The 26,014-nt window shown below is 46.6% G+C and carries 18 protein-coding genes; 4 read left to right on the top strand and 14 right to left on the bottom strand.

What is annotated here, in order from left to right; translation table 11 throughout:
- Positions 1-58 precede the first annotated feature (58 nt).
- From MH144_RS06115 to MH144_RS06140, 6 genes are all read right to left on the bottom strand, one after another.
- Positions 59-2,314: an FAD-dependent oxidoreductase gene (locus MH144_RS06115; RefSeq protein ID WP_239298395.1), complete on the bottom strand. Its 2,256-nt coding sequence runs from the start codon at positions 2,312-2,314 to the stop codon at positions 59-61.
- A 6-nt stretch (positions 2,315-2,320) separates the two neighbouring features.
- On the bottom strand, positions 2,321-3,166 hold the full coding sequence (locus MH144_RS06120; protein ID WP_239298397.1) for a carbohydrate ABC transporter permease: 846 nt from the start codon (positions 3,164-3,166) through the stop codon (positions 2,321-2,323).
- 23 nt (positions 3,167-3,189) lie between these two features.
- Entirely contained in the window at positions 3,190-4,071 is an 882-nt protein-coding gene (locus tag MH144_RS06125; protein WP_239298399.1) for a carbohydrate ABC transporter permease, read from the bottom strand.
- 264 nt (positions 4,072-4,335) lie between these two features.
- Positions 4,336-5,649, bottom strand: coding sequence for an ABC transporter substrate-binding protein (locus MH144_RS06130; RefSeq protein ID WP_343226044.1), 1,314 nt, complete (start codon positions 5,647-5,649; stop codon positions 4,336-4,338).
- A 153-nt stretch (positions 5,650-5,802) separates the two neighbouring features.
- Entirely contained in the window at positions 5,803-6,558 is a 756-nt protein-coding gene (locus MH144_RS06135) for a response regulator transcription factor (RefSeq protein ID WP_239298403.1), read from the bottom strand.
- A gap of 18 nt (positions 6,559-6,576) precedes the next feature.
- Positions 6,577-8,379: a sensor histidine kinase gene (locus MH144_RS06140; protein ID WP_239298404.1), complete on the bottom strand. Its 1,803-nt coding sequence runs from the start codon at positions 8,377-8,379 to the stop codon at positions 6,577-6,579.
- A 450-nt stretch (positions 8,380-8,829) separates the two neighbouring features.
- Here MH144_RS06140 and MH144_RS06145 point away from each other — a divergent pair, with 450 nt between their 5' ends.
- Both MH144_RS06145 and MH144_RS06150 read left to right on the top strand, forming a co-directional pair.
- Complete coding sequence (locus MH144_RS06145) at positions 8,830-10,554, top strand: cellulase family glycosylhydrolase (protein WP_239298405.1); 1,725 nt, start codon at positions 8,830-8,832, stop codon at positions 10,552-10,554.
- A gap of 128 nt (positions 10,555-10,682) precedes the next feature.
- Positions 10,683-11,582, top strand: a complete 900-nt coding sequence (locus MH144_RS06150) for a manganese catalase family protein (protein WP_239298407.1) — start codon at positions 10,683-10,685, stop codon at positions 11,580-11,582.
- Positions 11,583-11,653: 71 nt separating this feature from the next.
- Here MH144_RS06150 and MH144_RS06155 read toward each other — a convergent pair whose 3' ends face one another.
- Positions 11,654-12,043, bottom strand: coding sequence for a hypothetical protein (locus tag MH144_RS06155; RefSeq protein WP_239298409.1), 390 nt, complete (start codon positions 12,041-12,043; stop codon positions 11,654-11,656).
- Between the two features lie 488 nt (positions 12,044-12,531).
- Here MH144_RS06155 and MH144_RS06160 point away from each other — a divergent pair, with 488 nt between their 5' ends.
- Positions 12,532-12,909, top strand: a complete 378-nt coding sequence (locus tag MH144_RS06160; protein WP_239298411.1) for a hypothetical protein — start codon at positions 12,532-12,534, stop codon at positions 12,907-12,909.
- Positions 12,910-12,995: 86 nt separating this feature from the next.
- Here MH144_RS06160 and MH144_RS06165 read toward each other — a convergent pair whose 3' ends face one another.
- The 3 genes from MH144_RS06165 to MH144_RS06175 all read right to left on the bottom strand — a co-directional run bounded on the left by MH144_RS06165 (position 12,996) and on the right by MH144_RS06175 (position 17,612).
- Positions 12,996-14,957 carry a sucrose-specific PTS transporter subunit IIBC gene (locus MH144_RS06165; protein ID WP_239298413.1) on the bottom strand — a complete coding sequence of 654 codons (1,962 nt, stop codon included), beginning with the start codon at positions 14,955-14,957 and terminating at the stop codon, positions 12,996-12,998.
- Between the two features lie 26 nt (positions 14,958-14,983).
- Positions 14,984-16,459, bottom strand: coding sequence for a glycoside hydrolase family 32 protein (locus MH144_RS06170; protein WP_239298415.1), 1,476 nt, complete (start codon positions 16,457-16,459; stop codon positions 14,984-14,986).
- Between the two features lie 163 nt (positions 16,460-16,622).
- Positions 16,623-17,612, bottom strand: coding sequence for a LacI family DNA-binding transcriptional regulator (locus MH144_RS06175; RefSeq protein WP_239298417.1), 990 nt, complete (start codon positions 17,610-17,612; stop codon positions 16,623-16,625).
- Between the two features lie 540 nt (positions 17,613-18,152).
- Here MH144_RS06175 and MH144_RS06180 point away from each other — a divergent pair.
- The gene (locus MH144_RS06180; RefSeq protein ID WP_239298419.1) at positions 18,153-19,232 is read left to right on the top strand and encodes a bifunctional 3-deoxy-7-phosphoheptulonate synthase/chorismate mutase; all 1,080 of its coding nucleotides are present in this window, start codon (positions 18,153-18,155) and stop codon (positions 19,230-19,232) included.
- A gap of 125 nt (positions 19,233-19,357) precedes the next feature.
- Here the strand turns inward: MH144_RS06180 and MH144_RS06185 are convergent, their stop codons facing one another.
- The 4 genes from MH144_RS06185 to MH144_RS06200 all read right to left on the bottom strand — a co-directional run bounded on the left by MH144_RS06185 (position 19,358) and on the right by MH144_RS06200 (position 25,831).
- Positions 19,358-21,031 carry a ribonuclease J gene (locus MH144_RS06185; RefSeq protein WP_239298421.1) on the bottom strand — a complete coding sequence of 558 codons (1,674 nt, stop codon included), beginning with the start codon at positions 21,029-21,031 and terminating at the stop codon, positions 19,358-19,360.
- A gap of 204 nt (positions 21,032-21,235) precedes the next feature.
- The gene (gene rhaA / locus MH144_RS06190; protein ID WP_239298423.1) at positions 21,236-22,507 is read right to left on the bottom strand and encodes an L-rhamnose isomerase; all 1,272 of its coding nucleotides are present in this window, start codon (positions 22,505-22,507) and stop codon (positions 21,236-21,238) included.
- A 17-nt stretch (positions 22,508-22,524) separates the two neighbouring features.
- Positions 22,525-24,594 (bottom strand): bifunctional aldolase/short-chain dehydrogenase, encoded by a 2,070-nt coding sequence (locus MH144_RS06195; RefSeq protein ID WP_095358361.1) that lies wholly within the window; start codon positions 24,592-24,594, stop codon positions 22,525-22,527.
- 256 nt (positions 24,595-24,850) lie between these two features.
- Positions 24,851-25,831, bottom strand: a complete 981-nt coding sequence (locus MH144_RS06200; protein ID WP_239298425.1) for a glycoside hydrolase family 5 protein — start codon at positions 25,829-25,831, stop codon at positions 24,851-24,853.
- Positions 25,832-26,014 lie beyond the last annotated feature (183 nt).

Raw genomic sequence — 26,014 nt, forward strand, 5'->3', positions numbered from 1 at the left:
CCATTCCATTCGAGACAAATGTAAAATGAAAGGGCAGCGCCGACGGCGCTGCCTTTTTTTAGGAATATACACGGACTTCAATCAACTCGGCACAGGAACCTCCATTGGTCTCCTCAATGATGATGCGCAAATTACTTGTCGATACAAGGTTCTTCAACGCAATACGGTTAGTACGTCTGCGATTGTCCTTCACGGATTCAACCAGAACCCGTTTGCCTTCCACCTCTGCCTCAATTCGGTACGCTTTTACGAGCTCCGGAATGATCTCGAATGGAGTCAGGTGATGATGCAGATTAATGAGATCTTCATTCACATCATCATTCCACGTCAGAAGAATCTCACGGATAGACACCGCATTTTCCCATTTCAACTCCACCCAGGCTTCCCCATTCTCGTTCTCATTCAGAGGAAGAGACATCCAGGAATGAGGACCGCCATAAGCGCGTTTATAGCCATCGATTACTTTTTCCGGCAGATAGGAATCCGTCTTCCCTGTGATTTTAAAACAAAATGGCTTGCGGTTCAGTGCCTTCATGCTCCAGGCAACAACGGGCTGAGACTCATCATGATCCTCCAGGGAAGCGACCGCGTGCGGGGCAGCCCCCTTCTCAAAAGCCAACACACCGGATACTTGCTGACTGGATTGATAGAGTCTAATCCTGTCATTCTGTCTGATTACAACAAATGCATTCTGCGAGTGGACAGGCTCCCATTGGATGTTGACATGAAGCCATTGCTCTTCACCCTGAGCTACAGGAATGGTCGTTTCGGTAATCTGTTTTGCTGGAACGTAGTTCTCCTCCCGCCCTGTATCCCAAAGTTCTACTTGGAGCTCTGTATCTTCCTCTGCCGATACCAGTAACTCCATCCCCTGAAGCGAAGGATCAACAGGAAAAATAATTCCGACGTCTCTCTCCAGTACATATGATGTATCCGGTTGGGTAACTTGAATCGTTCTACAGAATGTGGATGCGATAACTGCAGCCCTAGGGGCCAAATCCTGACCGTCTTCATTTCGCACACCGATAATCGATGCATCCTGTCGCAGCAGCGTCTGCTGCAATTCCTCCAGATGCTGGCTATAGATCAAGCGTGGCGATACCCCCTTGGCTGCACAGAGCGCAGCAGCAGTTCCCGCGGCTTCACCCATTACTGCACAGGTAGCCATAACTCTTGTCGTTCCAAAAGCCACATGTGAAGCACTTACATTTCTTCCCGCAAAGAGCAGGTTCGACACATTCACCGAATACAGTGAGCGATAAGGAATATGATAGATGCCGTCGGCATGCATATGCTTGGAACCGCTGGCTTCGGCGTACATGCCCTGCGGTGGATGCAGATCAATGGACCACCCGCCAAAAGCAATCCGGTCGGCAAAAGGCTCCTGAGCAAGAATATCATTTTGATTGAGTACATAATCTCCTACAAAACGTCTGTATTCTCTTTTGCCCGGAATAGAACCCACCCACTCCAGTGTCATCGTTTCTGCATCAAACTGTCCTGAATTCTTAATATAATCCCAGATGCCATAAATGACCGACCAGAGTTCGTCCCGGATCCGTTCGTTCTCGTGAACCGTGTCCAGTTCCCCTCCCCATTCGATCCACCAATAATGACAGCCTGAATCACCGCTGCGAATGACACGTTTGATTGGAATGGGCGTTTCCTCAATGTTCTTGGCAAAGGACGGAGGCACGAATCGGACAGGTCTACCTGCATCCTGTGTGTAAAATAGCAGCGTACTTCCCAGCGTTATCTGATCAGCCGTCTCAGGTGCCCACTCTTCTCCATATTCATGTGCCGCCTCACGGCCCAGACGATAGCGAGCTCCAGCCAGAAATCCGACTAGGCCGTCTCCTGAACAATCAAGAAACACCGGACTTTCAAAACGAATGCGCCGTTCCGATCCCATCATCCACCCCGTTACCGAACGGATATGACGGTCTTCCTCCGATCCATCCGCCTCCACCTCGTGTACATCCGTATTCAGAAACAGGGTGATCCGCTCTTCTGCTCGAACGGCTTCCATAAGAACCAGGTCCCACAAATAGGGATTGCCTTCCGGATTGCGATACTGATTCTCCAGGAACAACTCTCCCATGATGCCCGTCTCCCGGGCATACCGATTCGTTCCATGTGCTGTTGCTCCGCAAACCCAAACCCTTACTTCACTGCTTGAATTACCGCCAAGCACTGGCCGGTTATTAATTAGTGACACCGTACTCCCCAATCTCGCCGCCGCGATGGCAGCACAGATACCTGAGAGCCCGCCCCCGACAATCGTAACGTCACTGGTAATCTGTTCCGTTCTCATTGTTCATCACCCTTTCACGGCGGAATTGGTCAACCCCTGAATGATGTAACGCTGCCCTATAGCAAATACAATGATCATGGGGATAATCCCCGCTGATGCAGCAGCCATCATGCCATTATAATCCACCGTATTTTCCAATATGAAATTTTGTAGTCCCAGAGGAACCGTATACAGATTCTCGTCGATCAGAAACACAAGTGCATTCTCATAATCGTTCCACTGCCAGGAAAAATCAATAATGGCCAGTGTGGCAAGTGCCGGCTTGGCAAGCGGAAGAATCAGGCGAAAGAATATGCGGAAGTGTCCCGCACCATCAATGAAGGCTGACTCTGATATTTCATTCGGAATGGACAGGAAGAATTGACGAAGCATGAACACCCCGAAAATAGTGAACAAGCCAGGCAAAATCAATGCCAGATGTGTATTATAGATTCCCGCCCACTCAAACATGATGAATTTCGGAACGAAAAGTACTTGCGGCGGAATCATCATCATGGATAGATAGAGCAGAAACAGCGCATTCCGACCCTTGAAATCTATCCGGGCGAACCCATATGCGGCAAAAGCGGAAAGAAAAGTTGCACCTACCATGCCAATGATGGATATCTTGAGTGAATTCAAATAATAAGTACCGAAGCTTTTGGCGCCGGACCATACTTTTTGATGATGCTCCCAGGTCAGATTGGATGGAATCCATTCAATGGGATACTTAAAAACTTCAGTAGGAGTCTTCAGCGAGGTGCTGATCATCCATAGAAAAGGAATAATCATGACCACGGCCAGTGCCAACATGATGATGGTGATGAACAAACTGCTTGGCTGCAGGATGGATAGGCGTTTTTTGATTTCCATTTCTTCTGTCTCCCCTCATCATTTTAATAATGGACCCAGCGTTTTTGCCCTACCCACTGAAGAACGGTAATCAGCAGAATAATGGCGAACAGTGCCCAGGAGACCGTTGCAGCGTATCCCATATCGTAATAACGGAACGCATTCTGGTATACATACAGAGACAGGATGGTTGTACTATTACCAGGTCCGCCCTGCGTCGTGGCCTGAATGATTCCGAATGTTTTGATAGCCATGATCAGTCCGGTAATCAGCAGCAGAAATGTGGTTGGACTTACTAAAGGCCATATGATTCTGCGCAAAATCTGAAGCGGTCTTGCTCCATCGATCTTGGCTGCTTCCAGCAGCTCTGATGACACTTCCTGTAAGGCAGCAAGGTAAATGATCATATTGTATCCGAGCATAAACCAGATCCAGATGATATCGATGGCGTACATGGAGGAGGTTGTCGTGGAAAGCCATCCGGGTGGGTTATCTACGCCAATACTGCGCAAGAAACCGTTGATCGGACCCTGATTCGGCTGAAACAGCAGCATCCAGACAAATGCCACGGCCACTCCGCTCGTGATATAAGGCATAAAGTACAACCCGCGCAGCAGTTTTTTCAGATAAATCTTTTGATTCAGGATGACGGCTACAATAAAACCAATCACAATCGAGACAGGCACAGCGAGCAAAAATATCAGGGTATTACGCAAGGATAAAAAGAACAGCGGGTCTTTCATCAGTCGCTTGATATTGTCCAAACCTATAAACGTCATATCCGGGTTCATAAATTTGTAATCCGTGAACATGAGACCAAAAGAGTAGATGGCCGGGATCAGGAAAAAAAGCAGAACGCCCAGCATGTTTGGACCGACAAAAATATATCCCAGCATGCGCTGTCTTCTCATCCAGTTGTTATGCATTGTTCTTCGCCTCGTTTCTTCCAGGGATAAACCAAGTCTACCAACCCGGCAATGTTCCCATAAGTAACAAATCCACCTTGTTCATAAAACAGAATGATGCAAAAAATGCTTTGCCACCGGCGGTCTGATCATAAAAAAACATCAATTTGTTCTATTCTGCAAATTCCTGTCCATCTGCCGCCAAAACAAAGAGACTGCCCCATGAACGTGGGGCAATCTCTTTAATTTTCTACCTTTTGGAGTACACGAATAATGTTGCTCTTTTTATTTGGCCGTCTTGAGATAATCATTATGTCTGGAGACCATTGCAGAGATCGTTGTATCCAGATCCTGTACGCCGAGAAAATACTTTTCGTACTCCTGCGCTCGCAAATCCATCACTTCCTGAGGCACGGTCCGGACATAGGTAGGCGTTTGATAATCAAACATGACATACATGAGTGACTCCAGATCATACGTATCTTTCTTGTCCCCCAGCATGCTCTCCATCGCCTTATCCTGATCTGCATCCTTGGAAGCTGGGAATCGGCCTCCCTCAGCCATTGGGGCCATGCCGCCATCCGCATACCACTTCAGAAATTCCCAGGCTGCTTCCTGATGTTTCGATTTGGCATTAATGGAGATGTAATCTCCCAGTCCACCCCGCATAACATACCCTTCCTTATCTTCAGACAAACGCGGTACCGGTGCGAAGGCGATGGTGAAATCCCGCGGGTAATCGGTAAAATTGTTCGAGCTGCGGAGAAGCCAAGCCCCAATGTTAAGCATAGGTACTTCTCCGCTCAGAAACATCTGCTCCACTGGCATTTTCGACGTCAGCTGCTCTCCGAGCGGCGGTGTCGTCTTATCCTCAGCCATCATGGCATTCAGGGTTTCCAACCACTTTCTCACCATGGGATGATCCAGGTTGGACGTTCCGTCTACTTTGGTGTACCCTTCCTGTGACAGGACGGAATCCATCGAATCAACGAACGGTTCTGTGTTTTGAATGAACCCGTATCCACTATCCTTTTTTAGCTTTTTCGCATATTCTCTCATCTCATCCCATGTCCAATCCTTCGGAACAGGCAGATTGGCCGCATCGAGTGCTTCCTTGTTCAATGCCACGAAATAGGTGCTCTTTGTGGTAGGCACACCATAATACTTCCCATCAATTTTCCAGCCCTCTGCATCAGGACCCATTTTCTCGTCGATGTTGTAGTCGGTGAAGGAACTCAGGTCAGCCGCAGCACCGGATGCGACTCTCTTGGCCGTATGGGAGATCGTATAATTCACAAATAAATCCACATCCTGACCTGTCATGATGGCGGTATCCAGTTTAAGATTGCCTTCGTCATCATTCACATAACGTACATATTCAATCTGTGTTTCGGGATGCTCCTTGTTCCACACATCGATGACTGCCTGCGGCCCCGCTTCAGGCGGTACGCCTCCCCACATTTTCAGTTTGACTGTATCACCCGAATTGTCAGACGCACCGGTCTGAGCATTGGAACCTGAATCATTGGAACAACCTGCGATCATGCCCACAACTAGGACAAGTGATACCATTCGTGCAACCAAGCCTTTTTTTCTCACCAAGAGACGACCCCCTCGTAAATTCTGGATTGAAGTTTGCAACTTAAGGATAGCAAATGAGTGAGAATGGCCGTAAGTAACAGAATCATGATTGCCATGGAACAGAAATACACATTTGAAACCGCTATCATAACTCAAGTGAGTCATTTTGTTCTATTTCTGATGACGGTATTGACTCGGGGTTGTACCCGTCATTCGTTTGAAGATTTTGATAAAATAATTATCGTTCATGAAGCCAACCTGGTGGCCAATCTGGTTCACAGGCCAATCGGTATCCGTCAGATACTCGATCGCTTTGTTAATTCGTGTTCGATGCAAATAATGAATCAGAGTCTCCCCAGTCTTCTTTTTAAACAGGGCACTCACATAGTTTTCACCCATCATGACGTAACGTGCGAGGAACTTCAGTGTAATATCCTGATCATAATGCTGTTCAATGTATTGGATGATCTTATTCACTTCCGGATGCGTAATTTTCTCTTTGGGCGCTGTGGCTGCTGGACGAATGGCGCGCTCTTGTGGCACTCCGTTATTCGATAATTCCTTACTTATTTTAGCAAGGGTTTCTCGCAGATCCTTCACACTCATCGACAACTTCAGAATGTAATTGGAAGCTCCATATTCCATGGCCTGCCGCATGGATTCAAAATCACCCATGCATGTCAGCATGACAAATTTGGATTGGATGCCAGCCTTCCTTGTTTCCTGAAGTAACATTAATCCGTCCATTTGCGGCATGACAATGTCACACAGAACAAGATCCGGAGGATCCTGTTTAATCATTGGTAACGCTTCCAATCCATTGCTTGCTTCTCCTGCTAGCGTGAACCCCATGTCCTCCCAACGAATGATCTCCTTCACGGACTCCCGGACGAATGTCTCATCTTCCACTAGTAAAACTTTCCACATCGTAGTCCCTCCATTCCGTTAATCCTCGTCATTCTTGTCTTCTAGATTTTGGTTCGCATATGGTTCGGACAGCAAAACAGGCAGATGAATCCGGCACAGTGTGCCCTGTTCCAACGAGATTACCTCGAGTTCACCTTTGTCCTTGAACAGAAGTCTTAGACGCTCCCTGATATTCTGCAGTCCAATACTCGGTCTCTGACGACCCTGCTCCCTGTTATCCTTCGAATGATCCATCCCTACCCCGTTATCCTCCACCTCCAGCGTCAAACGTTCAGGCATGGCTGCATTTCTAAACATCCGGATCTGGATCCGGCCTCCCTCAGCCATATTGCCAATCCCGTGTCGAATGGCATTATCAATCAAAGGTTGCAGACTGAGCTTGGGAACAAGGGCATATAGCAGCTCTTCGTCATAACTAAACTCTATATCAAATACATTTCCATATCTGACTTGTTGGATATACAGAAAAGCTCGCGTCAGATCCATTTCATCACGTAGGAGAATGAGATCCACATCTGAATTGAGGCTGGTTTCCAGCAGTTTACCGAGTGAAAGACATATTTCCACCGTTTCTTCATTCCCGTTCCGCAGGCCAATCCATTTCAGTGTATTGAGCGTATTGAGCAGAAAATGAGGATTCATTTGAGCTAGAAGCATCTGAAAATGGACGGCATCCTTCTGCCTTTCTTCGATACGAAGCTGTTGAACCAGTCGGTTCATATCTACCATCATCGTATTGAAGGTGCGTGTAAGATCAAGCACCTCCCCCCGGTGATTTTCCTCTGGCAGCCGAATGCGGAGATCCTTACCAACCGCTTCTTTCATCTTGACCTGTAGACGGGACAACGGTCTTGTAAATGTATAAGCAATCATGAAAGCAATAGCAATAAAAAGCGCCGTTATGGCATAGAAAGTTGCGAAATAATGCTTCTTCAGGCTTTCAATCTCACCAAACAACAATTGTAAGGGAATGCGGTTTATCATGTACCAATCCAGTGAAGGCAGATAACTATAATTAATGAGTGACTCACTTGACTTGTCAGTCCAATATCCATTACTCGGTTCGCGGGAAACCTCACGAATAACTTCACCCGGCAGCTTAGACTCGGAATTGGAACGTGCAATCACTTCGCCCTGTCGGGTCATGATAAAATAGAGCTGGTCACTCTCGGACTTCTGCAATACAGACTGAAACCAGTAGGAGAAATCAATGCTGATTCTTGCCAGTCCGTATGTATTGTTATTCCGGTCACGCAATTTGGCATACAAAGATAATAGGGTCGGGCTCCTGGTCACATCACGGGATACGTAATTCTCGTCATTCGACGTCCATACATATGAAGTTCCACTGTTCTGAAGGGCCAAGAAGGAACGATCTGATGCAACGGTGTCATAATCTAGCGGGACTTTGGGCTGATAAGAGGTGTAGATATGCCCGTCTTCATCGAGCAGCGTAAAATAAACAGATGGATTGTATAGAAAAAAGCTGTTATTCAACCCTTTGAATTTGTCCTCCATACGTTCCTTGTTGTCCAAGACATTGTGCTCACCAGGATTTTGAAGAATTCGGCGAACTTCAGAGTCCTGTTCAAGGAAGATCAATGTTTTGAAAGCGATACTGAGCTGATCTTCCAGTGACTGGTGGAGATTATCCAGCTGTTCATGACTCTGTTCACTGATCTTCTGCTGCACAAGCGATTCAATTTTTTCGTAATTGTACAGATTGAGAATGCTGAATGGGAGCAGAATGACAAGCGCAAAACCTGCAAACAAACGGTATTTGAGCTTATGTGGGATCATCCGTCCCAACCATTTCCGCATATGTACCGACTCCTTTTGCTGTCCTCTGGTGAGCTTATTATATCACCCTGTTCATGCAGCTGGATGGCTGATTTTGCTAATGATATCTTCATTTTAAACAACCGGATACCCCAGTCATAGAAACATATTTCTCATTGCATAGAACATATCTACACATTAAAGCCTGTTTCTTATCGAAAATACATGCTTTCCTCTCCGAAAAGTTCATTCATCCTATTATCGTGAAATGGATCACTAATTTACAACTGATTTCTGTTCCAATTATGATGGTATCCACTTCTAATATTCTATGTTATATTAACATCTACGAAAACGCTTTCAATACATATTCTGGAGGTGATTCTTCCTTCGTACATCCTGTCTGGACTGTTTTATAACTGAGCTTTTTCTCCATCTGAGCAAGCATAATTCATCAGTTCAACTATTCCAAGAATGAAGGAGACACTGTTAATGAAGAAAAATCGTAGAAATGTTCTATCCCTCACTCTGGTCATAGCCCTGATTCTGTCTCTGTTCTCTTCTGCCATGGCCTCTGCAGCTCCTGATCACAAAGGCAAGCCAAGTAAACCTGCTGCCCCAACCAAAATCCAGTCCTACGTCAGCGCCATGGAACCTGGGTGGAATTTGGGTAATTCGCTCGATGCTGTGGGCGAAGATGAGACGGCCTGGGGTAACCCGAGAATTACCAAGGAACTGATCAAGCAGATTGCGAAGCAAGGTTATAAGAGCATTCGCATTCCTGTGACCTGGGAGGCCCATATCGGTGAAGCACCCAACTATACCATTGATCCTGCATACATGAACCGTGTACAGGAAGTTGTGGATTGGGCACTCGATGCCAACCTCTATGTCATGCTTAATATCCACCATGATTCCTGGCGGTGGGTCAGTTACATGGAGAAGGATCACGACCCTGTGCTCGCACGCTATAATTCCATATGGACCCAGATTGCTAAGCAATTCAAAAATGCTTCTTCCAAGCTGATGTTCGAAAGTATTAACGAACCCCGTTTCACAGAAGGTGGAACGACGGATACCGCGGTTGGTTACCGCATGCTCGATGAGCTTAACACCTCTTTTCATCAAATTGTAAGGTCTTCAGGTGGAAACAACAAGACACGTCCACTTGTACTCCCGACCATGCACACCTCATCCGCACAAGCCGATCTGGATGCATTGAATGAGACGATTACGAAATTAAACGATCCAAACATTATTGCGACAGTTCACTATTATGGCTTCTGGCCATTCAGTGTGAACATCGCTGGTTTTACCAAGTTTAATGAAGAAGTACAAAAAGACATCACAGATACATTCGATCGCGTATACAACGCTTTTGTAGCCAAAGGTATTCCAGTTATTGTTGGTGAGTATGGCCTGCTGGGCTTCGACCAGCATACTGGCGTCATCGAACAAGGTGAGAAACTGAAATTCTTCGAATTCATTGGACAGTATCTGCGTCAAAAGAAGATGACCACCATGCTGTGGGATAACGGGCAGCATTTCAGTCGTACAAACTATACTTGGTCTGACCCTGCTCTCTATAACACGATGAAAGCGAGCTGGAAAGGTCGTTCGTCCACAGCCGAATCCGATCTGGTCCACCTCAAAAAAGGAGCAGCCGTTCAAGATCAAACGATCCGATTGAATCTGAATGGAAACACCTTCAAATCTCTCGCTAACGGTAACAAGAAACTGTCTAAAGGCAAAGATTACACCATTAAGGGTGACGTGCTTACTCTAAAATCCAGTCTGTTAACCAGACTGACCGCTTCCGGCAATCTTGGTGTCAATGCGAAGCTTACAGCGAAATTCAATAAAGGGGCCGACTGGAACCTGAATATCATTACGTATGATACACCTGTGCTGAGCGATGTTACAGGAACTACGGATTCTTTTGCAATTCCAACAACGTTTAACGGAAACCAGCTGGCCACCATGGAAGCAACTTATGCAAGCGGAGGTAACGCCGGTCCGCAAAACTGGACTTCTTTCAAGGAGTTCTCCTACACCTTTAGCCCGGATTACAGCCGCAATGTCATTGAACTGAAACCAAACTTCTTCAACGAAACGAATGATGGTGAGGTTATTCTCAAATTCCACTTCTGGAGTGGCGAGGTACTCACCTACAAAATAACGAAGAACGGTACCAATATCGTTGGTCAAACGTCTTAAGTTGCAAATGCGAACGTTCTGTTCAGAGCAAGGCTCTGGCAGAACGTTTTTGTTTTGGCTAAATGTCCGAATAACGTACAAGTCATGCCTCATACCTTTACAGTAATTTGGCTTGAGGAGGCAAAATCATGTTTAAACGGGTAGACCGCCTTGCAATTGAACTGCCGATCTCCAATAACCCTGACCCCAATGGAGCAAGCGCAGTTCAGGAACTGCTTGGTGGAAAGTTCGGCGAGATGTCCACGTTAAACAACTACATGTTCCAATCCTTCAATTTTCGGGGCAAAAAAAAGCTGCGTGCCTTTTATGACATTGTGGCAAGTATTACGGCTGAAGAATTCGGTCATGTGGAGCTTGTCGCCAATACCATTAATCTGATGCTGGTTGGCACTACCTCTCCGGGAGATCCAGATACTACCCCGCTTCGTGCAGGCAAGGATGCTCGTATTACTTCCCATTTCATTGAATCGGCTCAGACTGCGCTCCCTTTTGATTCCATGGGCAGACCCTGGAACGGTTCGTATGTCGTGAACAGCGGCAATCTGATCTTCGACCTGCTCCACAATTTTTTCCTCGAATGTGGTGCACGTACTCACAAGATGAGAGTGTACGAGATGACGGATCATCCGACTGCCAGGGAGATGACCGGTTATTTGCTCGTTCGTGGTGGCGTACATATTCTCGCTTATGCCAAAGCGCTGCAGATTGCAACCGGCGTGGATGTGACCAAGATGTTCCCAATTCCCCGCCTCGACAATAAGGTGTTTGACACGACCCGGAAATGGGAAGCCATGGGCGAACATCGCAGGCTCTACACCTTTAGTGACAAGGACTATCAGAACATCGCCCAGATCTGGAAAGGCACACATCCGACAGATGGCGGAAAACTCGAGGCATTTGCAGGACTGCCCGGACACAGTGGTGCTATTCCCGATCTGCCGGACCTGCCGGAAGAATTCGCCCCTGGCGTATCTGCGGAAGATCTGTTACAGATTGCAGAACGGCTGAAGCGGCAAGCAGGTTTGTAGTGCAGAACATATGCCAAGCGGTCATCTCATTATTCGAGATCACCGCTTGTTATCTTTGCATGACCGTCCCATTACAAAACAAACGATATGTTTCCGCTTCGGCTGTGTATGACATATGATGCTCCCAACCCGCGGTAAACCAGTTGGACCGGATTCAGGCTGCTCGTAACCACATAAAGCCGCTGCGGGCACCAGCTATGGCATAATTGAATATCCTGACAACACTCTGGCAGATTTCTTTCAAATACAAAAGCATGTCTTACCGCCCACTCCGAAGCAATGGGCATCCCGTCTGCCGAACCAGAATTATAAAGGCGATGCACACGAATTTTTCCAATCAACTCAGTCAGCTGCTGTTCCTCTTCTGCATTGTGGACAAGCACGATTACACCGATTCCTCTCTTCAGCAATAAACGAACAAACTCCATTCCTGCTGAGCTCTGTCCCGTTGAAACTAACATTACAGCGTCCTCTGACATCATACTCCCTCACCTTCGTCTCCAAGCCAGCAATCACACCCTCTGGCAAGATATGAGCGAATCATAGTCCTGTTCTAACAGGGCTGCAAGGCACTAAGAGAACGATTTGCTGCGTAAATCAGCCGTTTCTGGCGAAATTCCAGTTCATTTTATCTGCAAGCTACTCCTGGCTTGATCTAGCTTCATTTTATCGCGGAGAAAATCAGCTAATGAAATAAACAGATGTAAACAGCAAAAATAGCAGACTGATCTAGATTTAATCGCTTACATCACGGAAATATTCACCCGGAAGCACTTAAATGCGGTAAATAAAAGATCCCAGCATTTTACTTCATCGTCGCTCAGCCGTAACATAGACCACAGTACAAATATCATAATATTGCATTGGTCATATGGAGGTTGTTGGCGTGTTTCCGAGTTGTGAATTCATAAATCAAATAACAATAAACCATGAAATGAAGATTACTTCCATGGAAATCATTCGGTACGATGTGCGAAAGTTGCCGTTACTCCCCAATGAACATTCAAACAGCTATTGCGGATTGTTCAAAATCTCGTGTGGAGGCATTCACGGATTTGCAGAATTTGCTTTACCGAGAGGTTCAGAGCCCGCTGATCTGGTCAAATGGGCTTCGGTATTCGGTTTGTTAAAAGGGCTGGATCCGAAGCAAGCGATCCATTACATCACCGAACACCAAAGTCTGTGGGGGGAGGTTCGTGTTCATTTTCTTCTAAAATGTCTGGACAATCTCATTTCCAATCTGGAGAACAGTGAACATATGGCTATGAGTCAGGATCAGGTACGTGCCTTTCTTATGAAGTATGCACTGACTTATTATTCGTTTTAGCGCTGCAGCACTTGTCAGATTCAAAAAAAATCAGGCAAAGAGTCTGGTCGAATCACCAGCCCTCTCTGCCTGATTTATTTCATTGGTTAGTTGAATTTCACAACAAGTATGGTTTCCCCATTTGCCTGCACACTGCCAATCTTGCCCGTCTTCACTTCTTCTATCGTTTCATTTCCGTTCGGGATCAGAACGGGAGTGATTAGTGGCAGCCCGGCAGCCTGAATACCATTCATGTCAAACTCAATCAGTAATTGTCCAGCGGTGACCACATCTCCGCTTCTGACATGAGCGATAAACCCTTCTCCCTTTAAACCAACGGTGTTGATTCCAACGTGAATAAGCATCTGCAGGCCAGTCTCATGCTCCAGAATGACAGCGTGTTTGCTCTTGTTCATCACATGGGCTACAACGCCATCAAAAGGTGCAAACACTTTACCCTCCGTAGGCTCAATGGCAATGCCCTCACCCATATGTTTCTCTGAAAATGCAGGATCAGGTACGTTGGCCAAAGCCACCGCTGTACCGGTCATCGGCGAAGCAATTTCCAGCTTATCCACTTTGGGCCGATGTACCGCTGCTTGATTGTTACGATCATCCATACCTGCGGTTTGGACAGTCGAAGGTTCATTCTCATTTCCATTGTTCGTTGTCTCCTCTGCAACAAGTGGCTGATCCTTGTAACCGAAGAACCAGGTTAGCGTAAAGGCCACACCCACAGCAACCACATTGACAAGAATGTACAGGGGCAGCTGACTGTTCAGATACAGCAATGTTCCGGGAATCACCGTTACGGCCATGCCTGTGCCCTGAAGATGGAACAAGGACGCCAGAAAACCGCCGACTCCGCCACCAACCAGTCCCATAATGAACGGTTTCATGAAGCGCAAGTTTACCCCAAAAATGGCAGGTTCGCTGATTCCGAGAAAAGCGGATAACGACGATGGCAGTGCCAGAGCCTTGAGTTTCGTATTCTTTGTTTTTAATCCTACCGCTAAACAAGCTGCTCCTTGCGCAGCCATTGCAGAAGTTACGATGGCATTGAACGGATTATAACCTGTATTCTCCAGCAGCTGGATTTCCAAAAAGTTAAAGATGTGATGTACACCGGTAACGACAATAATCTGATTGAAGAACCCAATAATAATTCCGGCAATACCGAATGGAAGGCCCAGAACGGCTGTCGTCCCATGAAGCACCCACTCTTCAAGTGAATGAAATACAGGACCGATTGCAAAGAGTCCCAATGTGATCATCACCGTCAGTGTGATAAAAGGCGTGAGGATCAGGTCCAGCGCCTCCGGCACCCGTCTTCGCAAAAACTTTTCGAACTTTGCTCCAATAAGTCCCACGAAAAATGCAGGCAAAACGGATCCCTGATAGCCTACCACAGGTATAAATCCGAACATGTGCAATGCTTGAGCCGATCCATCTGCCACAGCATAGGCATTCGGCAGAGCCGGATTCACAAGCATCAGACCGAGTACGATTCCGAGCACAGGGCTGCCGCCAAATACGCGGAATGCAGACCAGGCCACCAGTGCAGGCAGGAATGCAAATGCAGTATCCGTCAGAACTTGCGTAAACAACAGGAAATTAGGCGAAATGTCCTCAGGGGTTGCACCGAACAACGACAGAATTTCATTCTGGGTAAGCAGTCCGCGCAGCCCCATGAACAACCCTGTAGCCACCAGCACAGGAATAATGGGTACGAACACATCTCCGAACGTGCGGATCGCCCGTTGAAATGCATTGCCTTCCTTTTTCCCCTGATTCTTCACGTCTTCCTTGGAGGTACCTTCGATTCCTAGCTTCTCGACCTCTTCAAAGATCCGGTTCACGGTACCCGTACCAAAAATGATCTGATACTGTCCGGAATTGAAGAAGGCACCCTTGACCTTGTCTATATTCTCGACCTGCTTCTGATCGATCTTCTCTTTGTCATTCACCATAATGCGAAGGCGTGTCGCGCAGTGGGCGAATGATGCGATGTTATCTTTGCCCCCAATGGCTTGAATGACTTCCTTGGCTATTTGTTGATTATCCGACATGGTATTTCATTCCCCTCACCTGATATCTAGTAATCCCATTTCGTCGCTTTGAATTCAGCCTTGCCCTCACTCGCAAAGAAGCGAATTCCCGTACTTTCGGGGCTCGGGAAAATTCGGCTTGTGAACACCTCTTCTCCATCGTTGACAAAGATTTCAACTGATGACGTATCCACAAATAGTTGTAACTTGATCCGATCTCCGTTCAGCTTGCACTGGCGTACCGTACCATTCATGCCTCCCATTGGAGCACCTGATAAGGATCGGTCCAGTATCAACTTTTGCTGGAGACGGTCGTATTGCAAGATGGTCTTTTCTTGACCGCCTGTTCGAAATTCAATCCCGAATCGTTCAGCATCAACATGACTGATTTCACACTCCAGCTCATAGGCAATCCCGTTGAATGCAGCAACGGTTTCAGATCTGCTCTCAAGTGTCGTCTGATAACGGAGCCCCTCGGATTGTTGACGCAGCTTCTTCATTTCATCCACAGGACGCTGAATGAGTTTGCTGTCTTTCAGGGTCAACTGGCGTGGGATCGTAAGACAATGTGCCCACCCACTCGCATCGGTTGGATACTCCACATCCGGAAGTCCCATCCATCCAATCATTATGCGTCTTCCATCTGGCGCTTCCATCGACTGTGGAGCATAAAAATCGAACCCGCGATCCAATTCCTGAAAACTTTCGTGATCAAACTCTCTGGTCTGTAGATTCAATGGCTCGCCAATCAGGTAACCTGACTGAAAAATGTTGTTATACAAATCCCCTTCACCATCGATACCCTGCGGTGAAAAAAGAAGCACGCCCTTGCCATTCATCTCAAAATAATCCGGACACTCCCACATATAGCCGAAATGTGAGAGATGAGTCTGGATATCACCCAGAAACTCCCACGCTGTGAGGTCGGATGATCGATACAATACCGCGCATCCTGTCATGTCTGTCCGCTGTGCGCCGATTACACAATAATAGGTATCTCCAACTTGCCAGACCTTCGGGTCTCTGAAATGCTCGGTGTACCCTGGCGGTACTGAGGAAATAACCGGCTGCTCTGCTTTCACAACTGAACCGCTTTCATCCATTATCGCCATGCACTGATATGGATGTCTAACCCATGCTTCATCCCTGGTGTTGCCTGTGTAGAGCAGATGCAGCTTGTCATCCTTGACAATGGCACTTCCTGAATAAGCTCCGTGCGAATCGAATGTATCACCCGGACGGATGCCGATTCCCACCTGCTCCCAGTTCACAAGATCTGTCGAGCGGACATGATACCAATATTTCATTCCGTGCTCTGTTCCCAGAGGAAACCATTGATAGAAGAGATGATAGTATCCTTGGTAGTATGAGAATCCGTTAGGATCATTGAGTAAGCCCGTAACAGGTTGAATATGATAGGACTGTCTCCACGAGCAAGCGGAAATCAACGCTTTCAGCTTATCGATCTCTCCTTCTTCCGCCTGCTCAATGAATCTGTAGCGCTGCTCTCTGGTCATTTTCATAACATATCTCCTATCCTTGCCCAAAATCATTAAAACAAAGAGGAACCGGTTCCAATATAATCAAAAAAAAATAATTCCACGGCATACAGCCACAACCATCATTCCTATTCGAATATATAAGACGAATGGAACCGGTTCGATGGAATTATCATAAAGGATATGTTTATACGTTGTCAACGCTTTCTCGGGGAATCAATTCCACATCAAGTATGGTTCGTTTCTCTACCGGCTCGCCTGTAACCTGACGAATCATATGGCTCGCAGCCAGTTTACCGGCTTGCAAATAATGAAATTTCACTGTTGTCAGCGCCGGATGAATCATTTCCGTGATATCATATCCGCCAAATCCGGCGACCGACAATTCGTGCGGTATTCGAACCTTATTAGAGAAGGCTGTCTTCATTACACCAAGAGCAATGTTATCCGTTGCGCCTACAATGATGGTCGGTTTATGGTCTCGAAGGATGGCTTCTGCTGTAACAATCGCTTCGGACATTTTGAAGCTTGTCTCATAGTAGGTAACATCACAGCCACCTCCACCATATTCGGCGATGGCACGCTGAAATCCCTGTCTTCGATGTATACCTACAGCCTGGTCCTTCTCCGTTACTCCAATATAAACGATCTGGCGGTGCCCCTTCTCAACCACATGTTTGCCCATTTCATATCCGGCTTGATCATCGTTGTGAACCAGACTATGCAGACGTTCATGCTGTTGTCCCACCAATAACACCGGAATGCCAATCTCTTCGACTGCCTTCAGATGTGCTTCAGTCACTTCAGCAGCAAGTAGAATAATGCCGGATACCTTCTGCCGTGCAAAATCATAAATGGCGTCTATCTCGCGGTCCATATCCTGACTTGTGTTGGCAATCAACATCTGATACTGATTGTTTCTTAATTCCTCATCAATGCCGATTAGCGTCTGTGAAGTTGCAAAAGAGTCCAGCCTGGGGACGACCGTCCCGATAATGCTGGTTTTCTTTGCTTTGAGGCTCTGAGCAAAGGTATTGGGTACGTAATTGTATTGTTTGATAATTCGCTCAATCTTCTGGCGTGTGTCTTCACTGACCGAGCCACCATTGAGGAATCGGGAAACCGTGCTTTTGGCCACGCCTGCCAATTGAGCAATATCGGAAATGGTTTTGTTCATAGTTACTCCTCTTGTGTACAGCTTGAATGAAAATGGATAAAGTACCCTACTTATTATACTTGGTTGATATCATTGTGGCGAATATCATTGTGATGCAGTACAGCGTTATTGATTTACGGTTTCACTTCAATTCATTGCATGCATAATGTGTACATGCTAGTATAACTTCAATTCATATCGTGCACGATGGAATATTAACACAACAATAAACCATTTACAGGCTATGACGGAAAGAGTAAGCGGAATCTGGCGTTGATTACAGGGACGTGGTGCCAAAGACTGAGAGCACCCGAAGCAACCATCCGCCGAAGTTCACTCCCGAGCCGATTGCTGAAAAGCAGCTTCTTCGAGAGCCAGCTTCTAGGACAATCCGTTCCTTGCGTTAAAAGGTCAAAGTGAGAATCGGCATGCCTGCAATCAGGCTGAACCGTTTCTAATTAGGGTGGTACCACGGCTTCTTCGTCCCTTGCGGATGAAGGGCTTTTTTTGTTTTTTAATAAAAATGAATTCATATCCAACGTAACGGAGGAGTAGTTGAAAATGAACGAGAACAAAACCTTGGAACAATTACGAAGCCGATTGAATGAGATTAACCATGATCTGCTTCACTTACTATCAGAACGGGCGCAAATTACACAGGAAATCGGTCAGATCAAGGAAAAACAGGGCGTTCCCAAGTTTGACCCCGTTCGTGAGAAAGAAATGCTGGAAGAATTGACTGCAGCCAATCCTGGGCCTTTCCAGGATGAGGCCATCAAGCTGCTGTTCAAACAGATTTTTCAGGCTTCCCTGCATCTGCAGGTCGACGAGCACAAGAAACAGCTTCTAGTCAGCCGTAAAAACCAACAGGAGGATACGATCGTCTCCATTGGTGATATCAAGGTTGGCGCGGGCAAACCAATAATGATTGCCGGACCTTGTTCCGTCGAGAGCTACGAGCAAGTCCGGGAGGTTGCCAAAGCATTGAAAGAAGCCGGGATTCCGGTTATGCGCGGCGGAGCATTTAAACCTCGTACCTCCCCATATGATTTTCAGGGATTAGGCATTGAAGGACTGAAAATTCTCAAGGAAGTGGCTGATGAGTTCGGTCTCAAAACGATCAGTGAGATTGTGCATCCTGGCCATATCGAGCTGGCAGCGGATTATATCGATGTGATCCAGATCGGTGCCCGAAACATGCAAAACTTTGAGTTGCTCAAAGCAGCGGGCGACGCTCATATTCCCATTTTGCTTAAACGGGGTTTGGCAGCAACCATTGATGAATTCGTGCATGCTGCAGAGTATGTCGTGTCCCGTGGGAACAAACAAGTCATGCTGATTGAACGAGGCATTCGTACTTATGAAAAAGCCACACGTAATACCCTTGATATCTCTGCCGTACCTATTCTAAAACAGGAAACCCATCTGCCCGTTCTGGTGGATGTAACCCACTCTACCGGACGCAAAGATATTCTGGCTCCGTGTGCCAAAGCTGCCCTGGCGGCTGGTGCCGACGGCGTTATGGTGGAAGTGCATCCGAATCCAGCGATCGCGCTATCCGATAGTGCGCAGCAATTGAACATCGAACAATTCCATCAGTTCCTCTCCTCTGTGAGACAATCCGGTTTATTGAAGGATTAATAAATGCAGAATGAAGTGAATCTTATTTTGTAAAAGCAAACAAATTCAAAAAAAGCCTGAAGGAACTGCCTATTCATCAAGTATGAATGAGCATTCCTCAGGCTTTCTCTTATTCTAACCATTTTTCATACCTCAATGATAATAGGCAGGATCATTGGTCTTCGTTTCGTCTGGGCGTAGATGTAATGTCCGATCTCGTCCTTAAGCTTTCTTTTGATGACATTCCACTGGTTCACTCCGGCTCCAGTCAGTTCTTCCATTCTGGACAGTACCAAGGCGTGAATCTCCTGCATAAATTCTTCCGAGTCTTTCACAAACACAAATCCTCTGGAAATGATCTCTGGAGATGTGACCATTTGCTTCTCCGTTTTGCTAAGTGTTGTCACAATGACCAGCATACCGTCTGATGATAGCTGTCTGCGATCCCGCAGCACAATATTACCTACGTCCCCCATAATCAAGCCGTCAACCAGACTGTTGCCCGAGGCAATTTTGGGACCCGGTGATGCTACGCCATCCTTGTACTGAATCATGTCTCCATTATTTACGATGAATACGTGATCAGGGTCTATGCCAACAGATTCAGCAAGCAATCTGTGCTGGTACAGCATGCGGAATTCGCCGTGGATAGGAACCAGGTAATCCGGCTTCATCAGTGTCAACATGAGCTTCAACTCTTCCTGACTGCCATGCCCCGACACATGCATGCCCCCGGACCCACTCGAACCATATAGTACTCTTGCTCCTAATACATACAGGTTATCAATAACGTGGGCTAAATTGCGTTCGTTGCCCGGAATTGCTCCTGCCGCAATAATGACGGTGTCTCCTGCTGCCACTCTCACATGAGGGTGTTTACCTGTCGCGAGCCGTGACAGTGCAGCCATAGGTTCACCTTGGCTTCCTGTGCAGAGAATGACCACTTGTTCGGGAGGAAACTGATCCGCATCAATCGCTTCAATCAGCAGGCCGTCAGGAACATCCAGGTATCCTAGTTCACTTGCAACCGACACAACATTAACCATACTTCTGCCCAGCAAGGCCAGTTTGCGGCCGGTCTCAAACGTGGCATTCACAATTTGTTGGACCCGGCTTACATTGGAAGCAAAGGTGGAAATGAATATTTTTTGCCTGGCTCGAATAAATGCATCCAGAATGCGATCCCCTACAACACGCTCCGAAGGTGTAAATCCAGGCCGTTCGGCATTCGTACTCTCCGACAGCAGCAGATGAACGCCTTGCTTACCAATCTCCGCCATTCGATAAAGGTCAGGATAAGGCCCATTAACGGGTGACATGTCGAACTTGAAATCGCCGGTATGTACCACATTTCCACCAGGTGTACAGAAGAAGACGCCCAGGCAGTCCGGGATGCTGTGGCTCGTTGCAAAAAAGGAAACGTCGATATCCCCCAGCTTTACAGTGGAGTGAGCATCAATTGTATGAAGATCTGCGGTTCGCAGCATGTTATGCTCTTTCAGTTTCAGTTCAATCAAGCCTCGAGTAAGCCTGGATGCATACACGGGGATATTCATTTGTTTCAAAAAATAAGGTATGCCTCCAATGTGATCTTCGTGTCCATGAGTAACAACAAGCGCTCTCACCTGGTCCAGATTCTCCAGCAAGTAGGAGACGTCTGGAATAATCAGATCGATGCCCGGCAAGGTCTCATCGGGAAATTTGGAACCACAATCGATGACGATTATATCCTTGTTGTACTGAATAATGTACATGTTCTTACCGATTTCGTTTACGCCGCCAAGTGCGGCGACATACAACTTATTGTGGGCTAGATTCAATTTTAATGCATCCTCCTTTTCATTTTGCTGCAGTAACTGGGCTATTCTACAAGCCTGTTTATGTATTTGTAGTATGTTATTTCTCGCTTCACTTATGCATTGCGAATGATCGCCACGCCAAAAAGCCCACAATGGATGCGAGCTCCACTGCGGACTTTTATCAGTTTAGGATGAAGTAATACAAAATTGCTTTACAAGATTAAGTTAAACGAGCGATTTACCACGCTGCAGCAAAACATCTTCTTCATAGGTTTTGATCTCGGAGATCCATTTCTCGCGAACAGGCACTCCCTGCTGGGCACAATAATAATCCCAGATGGCACCAAATGGATAGGATTTGAATTCTTCGGTCAGTGCAAGCCGAACCGTATAATCACCTTGCAGTTCAGCGGCTTTTAGTGCATCCACCGGTTCCAGCATGGCACGCAGCAGAGCTTTGATCGTGTTACGCGTTCCGACAACCCAGGCAGCTACCCGATTGATACTGGCATCAAAGAAATCAAGACCCACATGCGTCGTTGGCAACAGGTCGTGACGAATAAGTTCACGTGCAATTTCCAACAATTCATCGTCCATAATGACGACATGGTCACTATCCCAACGCATTGGACGGCTCACATGCAGCAGAATGCCACTTGTAAAGAGTGCAAGGGAGGACAGCTTGTTGGAGATGACCTCTGTGGGATGGAAATGGCCTGCATCCAAGCAGATCAAGGTCTCATTTTGCAATCCATATCCCATATAAAACTCGTGTGACCCAACCACGTAAGCTTCCGAACCAAGGCCGAACAGTTTACTCTCAACCGCGTCCAGATTATGCTTCGGATCAAGCTTCTCTGCAAATACTTCATCCAACGAATCCTTAAGGCGTCTGCGCGGTGTCATGCGATCAACCGGATTATCCTTGAAGCCATCAGGAACCCAAACGTTCGTTACACACGTCTGGCCCAATTGTTCACCGAAATAAGCGCCGATGCGCCGAGACGCCTTGCAGTGATCAATCCAGAACTTGCGGATCTCCGGATCAGGATGACTCAGTGTAAACCCGTCGCTTGATTTCTCGTGTGAAAAACACGTCGGGTTGAAATCAAGCCCCAGTCCCTGCTCCTTCGCCCATTGCACCCATTTTTCATAATGCTTGGGTTCAATCTGATCCAGCTCCACTTTTTCGTCCGTATCGGTATAGATCGCATGCAAATTGACCTTATGCTTGCCTGGTATCAGCGAAAAGGCCTGTTCCAGATCCGCCCGAAGTTCAGCAGGAGTGGTGGCTGCACCCGGATATTGACCTGTAACGGAAATGCCTCCCGTCAACTCTCCATCCTGGTTTAAAAAGCCTTTCACATCATCACCTTGCCAGCAATGCACAGATACCTTAATCTCTGCAAGCTTCTCCAATACCTCATCCGTATCAATTCCATGCTGGGCATATAACAATTTGGCTGCTTCATACGCTTGCTTGACTTGGTTATCCATTCGCAGAAACCCTCCTCTTAACGTGTAAATGCTGCCGGTACACCGCCATCAATGGTCATCATGCATCCGGTTGTTTTCTCGGATTTGGAAGAAGCAAAAAAGGCAATTCCTTCCGCAATATCTTTCGGATAAATATTTACGAGCAATGTCGTACGCTTACGGTAGTACTCCTCCAGTTGATCGGGCTCAATACCATACGCTGCCGCACGTTCGTTTCTCCAGGAACCATTCCAGATCGCAGACCCTTGCAGAATCGCGTCAGGAAGTATCGTGTTGACACGAATGCCATATTCGCCGCCTTCAGCTGCAATACAACGTGCAAGGTGAGCTTCAAGGGCTTTCGCCGAGCTGTATGCCGATGCACTTTTACCAGCATAGACCGAGTTTTTGGACCCGATGAAGACCATACTGCCGCCAATTCCCTGCTGTTTCATCAGCTTGAACGCTTCACGGGCAACGAGGAAGTATCCGGTACCCAGCACATTCATGTTGAGGTTCCATTCCTTCAGGGATGTTTCGTCAAATGGACTCGATGTGGCAAGACCCGCATTGTTAACGATAATGTCCACTCCACCATATTGTACAGCTACTTCAGCGTATGCCGATTGCACAGCTGCCTCATCCGTTACATCCATTTTTAGCGCATATGCGCGATTCGCACCATATTGGTCATTGATTTCCTGGGCTACTTTTTGAGCCCCTTCCAGGTTCAGGTCAGCCAGAACGACGTGAGCTCCCTCGGATACCAGCCTGCGTGCAGTCTCACTGCCGATCCCACCGGCGCCACCTGTAATAAACGCTACTTTCCGGGAGAATTCCGTCTCGGCCGGTGCAAGGGACAATTTATACAATTCAAGCGGCCAGTATTCTACATTGTAAGACTCATTTGCACTAAGGGATACGAATTTACCCAGGCTCGTCGCGCCCCGCATTACGGCAATCGCACGGTGATACAGTGCTCCACTTACTTGGGATAGCGCCCAGCTCTTGCCTGTGTTGATCATGCCCACACCCGGGATGAGAATAACGCGAGGGGCTGCTTCAAACATGACATCGCCGTCGTTTTTGTTGCTTTCAAAATACTGTTTGTACTGCTCTTTGTATTGAGCTACGCCTTCGGTCAGCTTGGCTTTCAGACCATCAATATCCTCGGCATCCGGCGTCCAATCGATAAATAACGGAACGACTTTGGTATGTACCAGATGATCCGGGCATGCCGCCCCCACCTGTGACAGCTCTGGTGAATTGGCTCCACCGACAAAAGCAAGTACATCGTCCTGATCGTCATAGGACAGAATCATTTTTTTGCTATCCGATACTGCACCGCGGAGCGTTGGCATGATTTTGGCTACTATCTCACGCCGCACTTCAGCAGCAAGCGCCGGATGTTTAACGCCACCAAACAAACTTCCTTCATCCACACGAGCTTCAATGAACGCTTCCGCCTCATTGATAATCTTGATGGTCTGTGCGTAACATTCCTCGGACGTCTCTCCCCAAGTGACGAGTCCGTGCTTCTCCATTAGAACCAGTTCCGCATTCGGATTCGCGAATACGCTTTCAGCAATCATCTTGGATAATGTAAAACCTGGGCGAACATATGGGACCCATACAAACCGATCTCCATAAATCTCTCTCGCCAACTCTTTCCCGTTATCTGCACAGCACAGACTGATAATTGCATCCGGATGTGTGTGGTCCACGTGGTTATATGGAAGAAATGCATGCAGCAAGGTTTCGATCGAAGCACGCGGATGTTTGGAATCTATCATGCAATGACCCAAATATTCAACCATCTCTTCATCCGTCATCGATTCACGTTCAATCAGGGGACGAATGTCTTCCAGAGCCAGGCCTGTAAAATGCTTCGCTTGCATCGAGCCCAGGTCTGAGCCACTACCTTTCACGTACATAACTTCTACATCGCGCCCACGAAAATCCTTCACTGTTGTTTTGGTAGACGTGTTTCCTCCATAGATGTTGCATACACTGCGGTCTGCGCCAATCAGATTGGATCGATAAACTAACTGCTCAAGTCCCGTTGTTTGCTCAGAAGCCTGTGAAGAATTCCATAAACTCTGTACCATTCATTTCCCTCCGATAATGTTTGTTTTATTCCTAATCAGAGTTTATCATCTTTGTTTTGTTTTGAAAACAAAAGATTTTAAATATAAACGGAAAAAATCAAAAGATCAAGCTCCCTCTTAATACGTTTAATCAAAAGACACCCTGACGTTTCCGTCAGAGTGTCAAGAATGCAGTGAAAAACCAATAAAATTTCAAAATGCCTATTAAAATTCAACAATCCTTACCTGAACAATATTGATTGAAATAGGTATAGATTCAGAAAATTCCCGCTTTTTGGGAAGTGTTTTTAATTCCGTAAGTATCATTGACCACCGTATTACCATAGCTCGTCAAGCTACCGTTAGGTCCTGTTGCCAAATCAAGATAGTTTAGTCCAGAGCTATTACCGTACCAGGACCATGCAAGCCATCCTACCCCTTTTTCCTGACCATATTTCATGATTGCATATTCATCGACATCTCCATTGGTATGATATCCTCCGAATTCCCCAATGATTAACGCCAGCCCCTTGTTCAGCACATTTTCCATATTGGATTTGACGGTGACCGCATCCTTGCCTGCATATTCATACATGTGAATGGAAAACACCGTATTTTTCTGTGAATCCGCGGCGAATACGCTTTGGCCGTAATCGACGATCGATTGAGGATACTGACCCCAGCCTGCTGCATCTACAATCAAGGTATTTTTAATGCCTGCATCTCTTAATTTCGGAATAGCCTTTTTGTACCCGTCAGCCCAGGCGCTTCCGTTCCATGTTCCATACCACTCGTTTGCAATATTTACAATAACCCGATCTTCCTTCCCGATCAGTGCTTCCTTGATACTAATCCAATAGTTGACCGCTGCATCCAACGAATTGTAGTCATCTTTGCCAGTGGCATCGTGTACTTCAAGGACAGCGATCATCTTGTTCGCATGTACGACATTAATGATGTTTTTTACGGAATTCAGATCATCTTTGGTGTATTGTGTACCGTTCGATAAAACAATTCGTACCGTATTGGCGCCTTTTTTTGCGATCGCAGGGATAGCTGTGTTCAAATCATTTTTGAACCAGGAGTGCCCATGATTGATCCCCCTCATGTAAAATGGTTTACCCGTAGAATCGTACAATTTGCCTCCGTTCACGTAAAAACCTGAAGCTGCTGCGGCTTTGGGAGCCGCGCTCCCCAGAATGACAAACATCAGTGCTGCAATGATTGTTAAGATTGTACCCTTTTGCAACTTGGCCATGGCATATAACCTCCTGAGTTTTTTATATTTCAATTAACCCTGCACAAGGCAATAAGTTAACTAAAATCGAATTGATCAACTAATTAATAAAGTTATAACAAGGAATAAATTCAAGTGTTTTATTTATAATTTACTTTATCGTTTAAGTTATAAAATTATAATAAATTGAAAACGCTTACCAGT

The organism is Paenibacillus sp. ACRRY (genome assembly GCF_022346995.1).
GTDB lineage: Bacteria > Bacillota > Bacilli > Paenibacillales > Paenibacillaceae > Paenibacillus.